Genomic DNA, 11,252 nt, shown 5'->3' on the forward strand with positions numbered 1-11,252 from the left:
CATGACCTACTTCGACTCGCTAAACTTCGTGTACCAGCTTGTGTCCGCCAGGCTGGACCTCGTGGTGGTGCTCTGGGCCTTGATCGCCCTGGTGCTGTCCTTGGTTCTTCTGCACTGGCTGTGGGGTCTGGCCTGGAACACCAGCTGGGGTCTGTTTACCCGCCCGAGCCTGGCGGCCTTCGGCACCGTCGCGGCGCTGGTCATCGGCAGCTCGGCGCTGTTCTGGCTCGGTGCCGAGCGTGTCGGCACCTGGCTGCAACTGCAGGCCGCGACGCTGCCGAAACAGATGGCGAGCGATCCCGCGTTACGATACGACATCTTCGTAACCGCCCAGCAACAGTTGGCATTGACCTCTGGCGCGGCCGACAACGAGATGGCCCTGCGCAATCGGCGCGACCTGGAGACCCTGGCGCAGACGGCCGCATCGCTGGTGCGCTGCCCGCTGACCCGCTCCGGCCCCCTGGGCCCCGGCGCCCCCTGTCAGATGCGTAATCCGGACGAGGTGGCCCAGGAGACCCTGCAAGAGATCCCGCCGAAGGCCTTTCCGCTTACCGTGACGGACGACAACCCCTGGGTGGCCTACGCGGTCACGACCCAGATCCAGGCGGCGTTGAGCGACGCGACCCCCAAGCTGACCGCCGGTGCGGCCGAGTTGCGGATCGTGTTGGCCGCGCTCTTCTGGATCTTCATTGGCCTGCAGGTCCTGATCGTGCCCATCGCGGCCGTCAGTGACATCCGCGTCCATCCCCAGGTTTGAGAGCAGGGACTGACAATGAGAAATCATTTATTCATCGGTTTGGGTGGCCAGGGCGGAAGGACCTTGGGAGAACTGCGCAAGGTTATGGAGCAGCGGGCGAAAGATACGGCGATACTCCGCCGGCAGGGCGTGGGAACGGCGTTTCTCGCGATCGACTCCAGCAATGATGTGCAGAACCACCGGCGCTCCTGGACCGTCTTCGGGACGGATCTGGCCTTGGACCCGAGAGAATGGCTTATTCTCAAGCGTCCGGGGGCGGCTACCATTGGTGGACTGGCGTTGCGGCCCGACATTGCCCCATGGATCGGAGATAAGGCACGGGTCGAAGGTTTCCTCAGTCAGCAGAACATTGAGGGCGAGGGCGCCAATCAACTTCGGCGCTTTGGTCGGCTGCTATTTGCCGAAAAGGCGAATACGGTGCGCGATGCAGTGATTCAAAAGGTCAATGCCCTGAACACCATAGGCCAGTTCCAGTGTGCCTTCCATCTTTTTGCAACGCTGGCCGGTGGCACCGGCAGCGGTGGTCTGATCGATCTGGTCACACTGATCCGAACCAAGTATCCCGGCAGCGGTGCTAATCAGTTCCCAATTTACGTTTATGTGTATGTGACCGATGCCGATGAACAAGGCGCCAATATCGGCTATTTCTTCCAGAACCAGTTCACGGGACTGCGTGATCTGAACGCGTTGATCTGCGGTCGGCTGCGCCCGCACTTGCTCGGCGACGGCATGAACGGCGCCCAGTTCTCCGGCGTGGAACCGATCAACCAGGCCACCATCACTGCCCCATTCAACAGCGCCGGGCATAAGGTTCTGCTGGATACTCAGATCCGGATTGTCGCCGAGGCATGTTTTGAGCGCATCGTTGCCTGGTCTTCCGGGCAGCTGAGCCCGGCCGGTCAGGCTAGCCTGACCGGCCAGGATACTCTGGCGACGTTCCCGGCCGAGCCGTCTGGCCGTCCGGAGCGCAGTTACCGCTTTAGCGCGCTAGGGATGCGCCGTTGGGAGGTGCCGACCGAACAGATCAAGACCCTGCTGGCGTTGGATCTGCTGGCGAGTGCGCTAAGGCAGATGATATTCAACCACTGGCGCGAGACCAGCGGCTATGTCGACCTGCTGCCGGATAGCTCCAGCGCGGCGACTGCCGGCGTGGTGGCTATCCTGCTGGCTGCGATCGAAGATCAGCGGCGACCAGTGCCGAGGGTCGAGGACCTTACGCAGCGGTTGCGCACGGCCCTCGCCCAATTGGCCGCCGGGCGCGCCCGAGCGCCCGGCGCAGTCCCACCGACCTTGCAGGACATCGAGCGGGCCTTCAGACAGTTCTACCTGAGCCAGTTCGAGCAAGGCGGAGTCGATGCCCTGATTAGGCAGCGCCGGGGCGACCAGCCGGGCCGGGTGGCCGAGGCAGTACGTCGGATAGAGGCGATCCTGACGGGGCTTTGGTGGAACCAACCCCTTGCGCTGGCTTGCATTCCGCAGGTGCTTGCGGAATTAGGCGCGCAACTACGCCGCGATGGGGAAGAGCCTCCCGTAGCGGATCAGGCTAGCGGGGACCGCCTGCAGCGGATCATTGAGGCTCGCCGCATGGAGTGGGACAAGCTCACTTGGCTCAGCGCCGGGCTCACCGGCCGGCGCAAGGCGCTGATTACCGCGCATGCGAACGATTGCGGGGGGGTGCATGAGGCGGATCTGCGTCGACGGCTGGCTGAATTGGACCGCGAGTTCGTCCGAGAACTTGCGGACCGACTGCCGCAGGTGCAGACCCGCTTTCTGTCCGTCCAGCAGGATCTGATGGGGCTGCTTCAGACCGTGGTGCAGGACCGGGATCAGATCGATCAGGAATTGCGTGCGCTCGCACAGAACGTCACCGCGAACCGGTATGAGTTCGACCCGGCGGCACTGGACACCTTCCTGACCTGGATGCGCTGCCACAAGCATCATCAGCAAACCGCGGCGGCCCTGATGCGTGCTGAGGTCGTGACGGTCATCGGCAGTCAACAAACCCTCGCATCCATGAGTAATACTAGGGACGCACTGACCACCATTGAAGACGCGTTGCGGCCCCTCGCCAGGCAGCAGGCGGAACAGATCCATCTGGACTACGCGGCCAATGGGCAGGGGCAGCCGATTCTCGAGGACTCTGTGCTCGACATCCTGCAAGGACGCTATACGGCGAATCGTCCAGCGTTTCTCGCTGAATTGCAGGTTTTTCTCGGCCAGGCCGCGGTCGCGCTGCTTCTGCGCAACGATATCCAGCCGATGCAATTGCTCGGCGCGGGGACCGGAGTCCCGCACATGCCACGGCGGCTGCTGGTGATCGGCCTGCCACGCCACCCGTTCGGGCCGACCTTGGAACAGGAATTCATCAGGGCCCTGCCCGCGGGCGATAACCGCCTGCTTGAGGTCTTTGACCATGACGACCCGGGACAGATCCGCCTGTTGACGATCGACTACTGGCTCGCCGCCCGCTTTGCCACGGTGGTCAAGGCCCTCGGTGATCGCTATCAGGAGACCACCCAAGGCGCGCGCAATCCGGACACGATTTACTTCTGTAATATCGATCCACCCGGCGAGCAGGGTCTTCGGCCAGACGTGTTCCTTCCCGATGACGCGACGTTGCGGTTGCGCTACGCGGCCGAACTCTGGCTCGGGCAGCACTCCGATATCGGCGCCGTTCTGGTCGATGAGCACGGCGTGTTCCTGATCTACGAGGACACCGACGGGCGCCATGCCGAACCGCTCGGTTTGACTCTGGAGGATGCCATCGCCGGTCCGGACTACGGCAAGATGTTCATGCTGCATGCGCGTCTTGGGCAGGCCCTCGCTGGCATCGGCCGGCAACGGCTGGCCGACATGCTCAATCAACAACGTCTGGAGATGGACAAGCAGCACGGCCTGACCTCGCCCGAATATCAGCGCTGGGACCGGATGCTGACGCTGCTAAAACCACTGGCGGACTGACATGGGCCACTACTTCCGCTGCGAGGAGCCGAGCGGCCAATGTGAACATGCGCGTACCCGCGCGGTGCTGGTCGACGAGCCCGGAGTGTGTCCCCGGGGCCATCCGGATTGCGCGCAATGGCGCCGGCCGGTACCGCTGCTGACGGCACTACGAGAGCGCTATCCGGCGCCGTTCTGGGCCATGGCCGGGCTGGTCGGACTGCTCATGATGGCGCTGTTGCTGTCGTTGTTGTTCGGTGGTAATCGCTGGCGCGACGACCACGACCGACTGCACGCGGAACTTACCGGGCTTAATGACCGGTTGAAGGGGTTGGAGGCGCCGATCCCCAAACGGCCTGGTCCGGGTCAGGGTTGGGACGAAATGCGGCGTACTGCCCAAGACCTGCGGGACGATGCGACCAAGGCGGTCACTGCCCGGGATACGACGAAGGCATCCGAGTTGCGGGCGCGCTTGGAAGACCTGGAGCAGCAACGGCAGGCACTGCTCGGAGCCGCTGGACCGAGTGCCAAAAGCGCTGGGGTACAGGCGATAGCCAAGCGATTGGTCGGGGACTACCAGACCTTGAAGACCGGCCTTGCAGCCGCCGAGGCCGCCGCGCCACCCGATGATGCGGATGCACGACACGCCTTCCGAACCCTGTTGGTGGACGTGGATAGGGGCCTCAAACGGGCACAGCGTTTGGCGGGGCCCGCACCCCCTCCACCGGCACCAGATCCCCAATTGATCGACACCTTGAATGGCGCGCTGGCCGCCGCCCGGGATGGTGTCGATACCCTGTCGGCCTCGGCGATCATCGCCACCAGCCCGGTGCTGGCCCAGGCACTGGTGCTACCCTTGCTGGAGGCCCATGCCCCCGGCAGCACCATCCGAACGGCGTCGGACGCCCAACACTGGTTCGTTGCGAGTCACGACCCGGTGATCGCCCCCGGCGTTTTGGTCAGTGTTGCGGACCCCGATCCCTATCGCCCACTGCTCGCCGGGCGTGCCGATCTGGTCATTGCCGACCAAGCCCCAGACAAGCAGACCCAGGCAGAGTTCAGCGCACGCTTTCCTGGTCAGGCGATGACCGCGCGCGACCACGCCGCGGTCATCGCGCTGGACGCCGTTGCGCTGCTGGGACATCCCGCGCGCGCCAATACCCCGGTGACGAACCTGCGCCTGAGCAGTTGGGGCACGGACGCCGCATCCGCGCCGGTGATTGCGCGGCTCGCGCCGTCCCTGGCCCTGAGCGTCGTCGCGGACCCTTTCACAGCGGTACAGTCGGACCCTGGTGCCCTGAGCGCCGTGCTCCATCACCAATGGCAACGGCACCCGGCTGGCCAATTGCTCGCCTACCAACCATCGCGAGAAGCCCCGGCACTGAAGCCCAGCGACTTCTCCATCGGCACCGAGAACTACCCGCTGTGCTATCGCGTGTTGGCGACGTGCTCTCCTGGTTCGCGACAGTCCGCCAGGGACCTGATGACCTGGATTGCGTCCGACGTCGGGCAGTCTGCGGTGAAGGCCGCGGGTTTCGTCGACCGGCGTCTGCTGACTTCCCCAGGTGGCTCGCCGACAAACCCGCTGATCCTCTCGGCCTTGGGGAGTGCGGTCGGGCACAAGGTGGCCAGCGCGGAGCAGTATCCGACCAATCTGCGTTTTGCGTTTGACGTGGCGGAACTGGATCTCAAGGCCCAGGCAGACGTGGAACGTCTTAGCGGGCCATTGCAGTCCAGGACCGCACACGGGGCCAAGGTTGTTATTCTGGGCTTTGCCGACGCCATCGGCGATGAGCAGGAGAACTTTTCGCTGTCCGTCAAGCGCGCCCGGACGGTCGCCGAACGACTGGCGACACTCGGCGTGCAGACCGTCACCACCGGGCTCGGCGAGGAACTGCCCGTGGATACCAATGACACCGAGGCGGGCCGGGCGCGCAACCGACGCGCCGAGGTCTGGGTGGTGGAGCCTGGACAGTAGCGGAGCAGCGCAGCATGGATCAGTCAGCATTGGGAGCCTTGCCGATCTCCCTGTCAATTTTGGTTGGCGCTATCGGTCTGGTTGGCATCGTCGCCGCTTGGCTGGCGTATAAGGGTATCGATGCGGAACGGGATGCACTGCGTCGCGGAAGCCTTGGGCTAGAGGATGTACCCGATTCTGATGAGAAATACGATTACCGCGGATGGCTGAAGGAGCGGCGCCTCGACGACTCCCACTTCGGGGACCACGTGCGTGCCGCCGCGGATGCGCGCCGCTCTAGTCGTGCTATTTCCCTGCAGGAGTTGCATCAGGTCTCCGCACGCCGTGAGGCGCGACGGGGCTCGGCGCGGGTGTCAGGTGGGATTGCCGGGTTGCTTCTGGTCTGCGGAATCGCAGGCACCCTGTTCTGTATCAAGCCGGTCTTGAGAGATTTCGACATCACGGCTGACCAAAGAAATGGGGAGACCCAACAGGCAATCAAAGCGAGTTCGGCTGTCGGTAAGGCCGAGGGCGGACAGTCATCCTCTGGACCAGGCGGCATTAATAATGCCAAAAATCTGATCCATGACCTGAGCCAGGCCTTCCTTCCGAGCCTCTGGGCACTGGTGCTGACCGTCATCGTCGCCATGGTACGTGGGCTCTATACCCACAACCGCGGCACCCTCGCTGGGGAATTGGACCAACTGGACTTGGAAGACTTGTTCGCGCGCTTCCCGCCCCCGTCGCTCAGTCGGGAGCTCGATGGCGTCAGGGCTCAACTGGCGGACCTGACGGCCCAGATGCTCGCCAGTCAGCGCAACCTCGATGGCTTCGTACAGCGGCTCACCGACGCGGCGCAGGGCTTCCAGAATAACGCACCGCCGTTGCAGGAGGCATCGAATCGCTTTGTCGGGGGCGTCAAGCATCTCGCCCCCAGGCTCGATATCCTCAGCAAGACCATCGCTGATCATCTGGGACCGACGGCGCCCGTGGTCAGCCGGTTCGATGGCCTGCTCGCTGTGGCCACTGATGTGAACAAGGCGGCGGCGCAGATGCAGACGGCCGGAGCGATACTGTCCGAACACCTGTCAGCGTCTCATCGGCTGCTGAAGGACACGACGGATGCGCTGCCGGCACAGTTCCAGGCCGCCTGTCAGTCCGCGAGCGGTGTGATTGCACAGGCGGCGAGTCATGCATTGGCGACGGCCTGTCAGGACGCGGTGGCGCGCCTGGATGCCGCCGCACTGCCATTGCGTGATGCAGCGCAGTCGGTTGCGGCCGAAAACCGCGCGCTGAAGGCCGATACCAGCCAGACAATCGCCAATCTGACCCGCTCGGTCGAGGCCCTGTGCGATGCCACCACCAAGGGTATGCGGACCGACCTGAATACGGGCCTTGATGCCGCCACCGGGCGCGTGGACAGCCTGCTGACGGCGACGGCGAGCCAGGTTCGTGCCAGCCTGAACGACGCTCAACAGGGGTTCCGCGAGGCCCTTCATGTGGCGCTGGCGGCTATCACGAACCTTCACAGCAGCGCCAACGACGCGATCACGCGGGTCGCCGACTCGGTGGGTCGGCTGGAACAGGTCCAGACTCGGATCGATGCCGCACTTCAGGCGTCCTCGCAGACCCGGGATGTGATGGTCGAGGCGCGCGGTGACATCGTTGCCGCCAGCGACCTGACCACGGAACAACTCGCCAACGCTCAACAGGGCCTGGCCGACATGCAGCAGACCGCCGCCGTAACCGCCGAGCGACTCGCCGGGCTCACCGCCCACATCGGCAAGCTCACCAACGACACTAACACGTTGCGCCCGGCCGTCGAGACCCTGTTGCGCGCCCAGCAGGAGACCAGCGCCCACATTGAGACCCTGCTGAAGCGCGCGGAGCAGGTCAGTGCCGATTGGCAGCATTGGCTACCCGAGACGACCCGGCTGCATGAGGCCGGCGCCGCGCTGCATGGCGACCTCGACCGGCTACTGGAGCAGGGCCGCTCGGTCGCCGCGGAACTGGGCGGCGCGGCCATCGCGGCCGCGGATCAGCAACAACGGCTGGCCCGGGATCTCGAGACCCTGAACGGGGCACTGGAAGGACTCGGCCGACTGGCGGGCCGTGGGCTGTTCGGACGCATCTTCGGCAGCAGCGAATGACTGATGCACGGGCAGGGAGACCTGAACCATGATCAGCGACGACGAGGCCGGCCATCAGGTCTCCTATTGGCCCAGCGTCAGCGATCTCTTCATGACACTGTTCATCACCGCCATTGCGCTGGTGGCCGTGGTGATGTTCGTGTTTCTGGTAAACCCACGCCCCGGAGATGTGTTCAAAGGGAGGATCATCGAACTGCGCACGTTGTTGGGCATGGGCTCACTGCCACCTGAGAACGATGAGAAATACAAGGATGCCCTTGCGGAGACGCTCAGTCGAGCAATCGCCGAAATCAAGGCATGCGAACAATTTAGAAAGGATGTCGCCGCGCTGGCGATCTGTCAAACGGAGAAGCAGCGGCTAGCGGACGAGAACCAGGCACTCAAAGAGCGGCTAATCCAATGTATGAAAGGCCCGGGGAGCCGTTGTGAGGAAGACTTGGCCGATTGCAATAAGCAGCGCCAGGACCTTGAGAGGAAGGTCGCAGAGCTTAACGACAAGCCGCCGATCATTACCATTCCCTCGGACGTGCTGTTCCCATCCGGCGGGGCGACGGTGACCGCCGTTGCCACCGAAAGCCTGCGGACAGGCGGCTTCCAGGAGATCGCCGCTGCAATCGTCAAGCGCAACGCCAATGCCTTGCAGAATGTCAATACGCTGGAGATCATCGGGCACACCGACAGCATGCCGATGAAAGCCAACTGTGGCAACCTGGATGGGGGGCTGTCGGCAGTGATCGCCGGTACGGCACCCATCGCCAGCTTGCGACCGGGTTCCAACAATGACCTAGGCCTGCTACGTGCGCTTGCCATCAAGCAGACCTGGCAGGCGTTCGTCGCGCAGCATTCCGACCACGCGGCCTTGGAACAGATACAGGTACGCACCTACTCCGCCGGTCAAACGATTCCGGTTCATCCCACCGGTCCCGCAGACGACGCCGATTCGCGCCGCATCGAACTGCGCCTGACCAAGCTCGCCGACCAGAGCGCAAGCAGCGAGGCGTCCCCTGGTCCATGAGTCCTCTGTCCGCTTGTTGAGCACGCAGTCTATGGCTTGTCAATCCAACTCCGGAACGCAATGCAATCCGTAGGCGCGAAAGTCTCCATCAATGGCAAGGCATAACGCTATACCAGCCCGTTTGACGAATGCAAAGCTGGTACAATCGGTGAAGCTGAATGATTTGTCCCGATAGCGAGAGAAGATCGTCCAGGCGGTATCTTCATCCTGCGGTGTGATGGGTTCCATCTGCGCGACCCGGTTTGCTCGTAACTGGTCGCCGAGGCGACTGGCCACTTCCCAACCCAAGCGATAGCGGGTTAGCGTGATGATTTCATCGAAGACGTAATTGCTGGTAACCAGTCGCCCTCGGTACTCGCGAAAACAGGTGGCAACGCGCGCGTGGTCCGGGTCGTCAGCATCGACGAGGGCGTACCAGGCGCCGGTATCGACGAAGACCCGTTTCACGAACGATCGCGGCCATAGAGATAATGGTTATGTTCGCGACCGATGGGCTCTCCGCCTCCGTGTGCGATGCCGGTAATGGCAGCGAGCGGGTCCTCGGGCTCCGGGGTGGGGCACCGGAGGTAATCGTCAACCAACTGCCGGATCAGCGCCGACGCGCTGATCCCGAGTCGTTGTGCCTCCTGTCCTAATTTGCGGTATTGGTCTGGTTCGAGTGAAATCTGTGTGCGGTGCATCGAAATGTGCTCCTTAGGCTCTTGTCTCGCGAACGCTACTGCTTCGCGTCGCTTGGTGCAAGCGGGATACGCCAGTCGGGAGCGCCTCCCCAGGCCTCCCAAGAGCCGCATCCACCACACGAAACTGCCGAGCTAGGGCGCTCGTACGGGCTGTGGAGGAAGTTCCAGACCTTCGGATCACCGAGGTGGCACTCATGGCAGAATCCGCAGTTGTCGCAGGGCCTCCCCTAACTCGTCCTCCAGCGCAGCGAAGGCGGTGAGTCGGCGCAGCAGTGGCAGGGACACGTGTTCTGCCAAGGCATTTAATAGGGGCGAGATGCCCTGTTTGCGAGGGCGGCCGGTCGGATGCGTGGCCGCAAATGCGTGATTCAGCCAGTCCTTGGGATCCGATACTGCCTCAACAGCGCTGGCCGACGGCGGCAATCCCAAGGCGGTATCCGTCAGCGTGCTCCCCAAGACGTTGGATAGAGCATTGCCATCGACCAGTGCCCACGCCTCGGTTTCGCGAATAGGGATGACAGCCACCCCGCTACCGGTTTCCGAAAATTCCAAATAATGCATAGTCAGCCCTCCGTGTTCACGGTTTTCAGCACCCTCTTAACCTCAAAGTCGGAGACGAAACTCTGTGACACAGTATTGTCGCTAAACAGGGTGAGTTGGTTCGCCGATGCCAGCGGGCGCAGACGGGTTCAGCGCCGTTGTTCTTTCTTTTCGGGATCGCTGACGGTGGCGGTGTCCGCAAACAGGATGGAGCCCTGGATTGGGCTGAGGGTCTTGTCGATCAATGCGGATCGCACCACTGGCGAGTGGCTGTTCAGGAATAATTGGGTCAAAGGCAGCGTTTCGTCGCCTTCGGCAACCCCCTGGGGATCGGTGACCAGGTCCCGCAGGCGCTGGATCAACTGCTTTATCCGCGCTGGGTGGACCCCGTTTTCGGGCTCTTCAAAGCAGATCAATCCCCGCTGCCGGGGGTCATGCAAGAGGGTCAGTAGGGCCAGCGCGCGCAAGGTGCCGTCGGAGATCACGCGCTAACTGAAGGGCAAGCCATCGCGCATGGTGAGTTCGATGCGGTATTCACGACTCGCCTCATGTAACTGCGCGTCCATTCGACCGATCCCGGGGATCAGGTTGTTCAAGTCGGCCGCGATGTCGGTGAGGATACCGCTGGGGTGGGCCTCGGTCGCCGTCTCGGCCTTCAATCGCGCCAGCACCGCCGCCAGGTTGGAGCCGTCCGCGGCCAAGATATCGGCGGCCGTGGTCGGTACTGGTCGGCGCAGAAGGGCGGGATCGAGTTGTAGTAAATGCCAGTGGCGCAGCTCTTCGCGCAAGGCGAACAGGTGCGGAAACTCGGCATTGGTGATGCTGGAGAGCACCCTTGCCTCTGCCGCACTGGCCGGACGAGTGCGGCCCGGCTTGCCGTCCTGATGCACACTGAAGGTCAGGTCCTCGTCGCGCTCTTCTGTGGTTCAGTCGACGCGTAAGGAGTGCGCCCCGTCCAGCAGCGACCGCGATCATGCGCTGTCGATCTGGTGGAGATGATCTGGTGGAGATGATCGCATTGATCGCAGGTTCACGCGGGCGGGCCAGAATTTTCATCTTTGATGGACGGCTCGCCGGAATGTGTCAATGAAAATGAGACACCGGGGTGTCGAATTTAGTGTTGCTCGGGAGGCTCTTGGATCTCGGTTAAGCCTGCGGCCGGCGGGTTGATCCAAACCTCTGCGGGAGGCAGCTTGGGTGTCGGCGGTGTGCC

The 11,252-nt window shown here is 63.2% G+C and carries 10 protein-coding genes; 5 read left to right on the forward strand and 5 right to left on the reverse strand.

Annotated features, from left to right (window positions below; all coding sequences use genetic code 11):
- Window position 1: 1 nt before the first annotated feature.
- Genes QZX93_RS24380 through QZX93_RS24400 form a run of 5 tightly spaced genes read left to right on the forward strand, consistent with a single transcriptional unit; the run spans window position 2 to window position 8,819 of the window.
- Window positions 2–757 (forward strand): hypothetical protein, encoded by a 756-nt coding sequence (locus tag QZX93_RS24380; protein WP_295390452.1) that lies wholly within the window; start codon window positions 2–4, stop codon window positions 755–757.
- 15 nt (window positions 758–772) lie between these two features.
- Window positions 773–3,718, forward strand: a complete 2,946-nt coding sequence (locus QZX93_RS24385) for a tubulin-like doman-containing protein (protein WP_295390450.1) — start codon at window positions 773–775, stop codon at window positions 3,716–3,718.
- 1 nt (window position 3,719) lies between these two features.
- On the forward strand, window positions 3,720–5,675 hold the full coding sequence (locus tag QZX93_RS24390) for an OmpA family protein (RefSeq protein WP_295390447.1): 1,956 nt from the start codon (window positions 3,720–3,722) through the stop codon (window positions 5,673–5,675).
- 14 nt (window positions 5,676–5,689) lie between these two features.
- Entirely contained in the window at window positions 5,690–7,804 is a 2,115-nt protein-coding gene (locus tag QZX93_RS24395) for a hypothetical protein (protein WP_295390444.1), read from the forward strand.
- 28 nt (window positions 7,805–7,832) lie between these two features.
- Complete coding sequence (locus QZX93_RS24400; RefSeq protein ID WP_295390442.1) at window positions 7,833–8,819, forward strand: hypothetical protein; 987 nt, start codon at window positions 7,833–7,835, stop codon at window positions 8,817–8,819.
- A gap of 39 nt (window positions 8,820–8,858) precedes the next feature.
- Here the strand turns inward: QZX93_RS24400 and QZX93_RS24405 are convergent, their stop codons facing one another.
- The 5 genes from QZX93_RS24405 to QZX93_RS24425 form a co-directional block, all read right to left on the reverse strand.
- Window positions 8,859–9,266 (reverse strand): PIN domain-containing protein, encoded by a 408-nt coding sequence (locus tag QZX93_RS24405; protein ID WP_295390440.1) that lies wholly within the window; start codon window positions 9,264–9,266, stop codon window positions 8,859–8,861.
- Window positions 9,263–9,610 carry a ribbon-helix-helix protein, CopG family gene (locus tag QZX93_RS27520; RefSeq protein WP_366761147.1) on the reverse strand — a complete coding sequence of 116 codons (348 nt, stop codon included), beginning with the start codon at window positions 9,608–9,610 and terminating at the stop codon, window positions 9,263–9,265. The genes QZX93_RS24405 and QZX93_RS27520 overlap by 4 nt, the downstream gene beginning before the upstream one ends.
- 81 nt (window positions 9,611–9,691) lie before the next feature.
- Window positions 9,692–10,060 carry a hypothetical protein gene (locus tag QZX93_RS24415; RefSeq protein ID WP_295390436.1) on the reverse strand — a complete coding sequence of 123 codons (369 nt, stop codon included), beginning with the start codon at window positions 10,058–10,060 and terminating at the stop codon, window positions 9,692–9,694.
- 128 nt (window positions 10,061–10,188) lie between these two features.
- Window positions 10,189–10,524, reverse strand: a complete 336-nt coding sequence (locus QZX93_RS24420; RefSeq protein ID WP_295390434.1) for an AAA family ATPase — start codon at window positions 10,522–10,524, stop codon at window positions 10,189–10,191.
- 3 nt (window positions 10,525–10,527) lie between these two features.
- The gene (locus QZX93_RS24425; RefSeq protein ID WP_295390431.1) at window positions 10,528–10,872 is read right to left on the reverse strand and encodes a hypothetical protein; all 345 of its coding nucleotides are present in this window, start codon (window positions 10,870–10,872) and stop codon (window positions 10,528–10,530) included.
- Window positions 10,873–11,252 lie beyond the last annotated feature (380 nt).

Source organism: uncultured Thiodictyon sp., from assembly GCF_903946935.1.
Classification (GTDB): domain Bacteria; phylum Pseudomonadota; class Gammaproteobacteria; order Chromatiales; family Chromatiaceae; genus Thiodictyon.

Coding starts and splice junctions, on each gene's coding strand:
- QZX93_RS24415 (WP_295390436.1), bottom strand. CDS start 10,060: ATGCATTATTTGGAATTTTCGGAAACCGGTAGCGGGGTGGCTGTCATC.
- QZX93_RS24390 (WP_295390447.1), top strand. CDS start 3,720: ATGGGCCACTACTTCCGCTGCGAGGAGCCGAGCGGCCAATGTGAACAT.
- QZX93_RS27520 (WP_366761147.1), bottom strand. CDS start 9,610: ATGCGGCTCTTGGGAGGCCTGGGGAGGCGCTCCCGACTGGCGTATCCC.
- QZX93_RS24395 (WP_295390444.1), top strand. CDS start 5,690: ATGGATCAGTCAGCATTGGGAGCCTTGCCGATCTCCCTGTCAATTTTG.
- QZX93_RS24400 (WP_295390442.1), top strand. CDS start 7,833: ATGATCAGCGACGACGAGGCCGGCCATCAGGTCTCCTATTGGCCCAGC.
- QZX93_RS24380 (WP_295390452.1), top strand. CDS start 2: ATGACCTACTTCGACTCGCTAAACTTCGTGTACCAGCTTGTGTCCGCC.
- QZX93_RS24385 (WP_295390450.1), top strand. CDS start 773: ATGAGAAATCATTTATTCATCGGTTTGGGTGGCCAGGGCGGAAGGACC.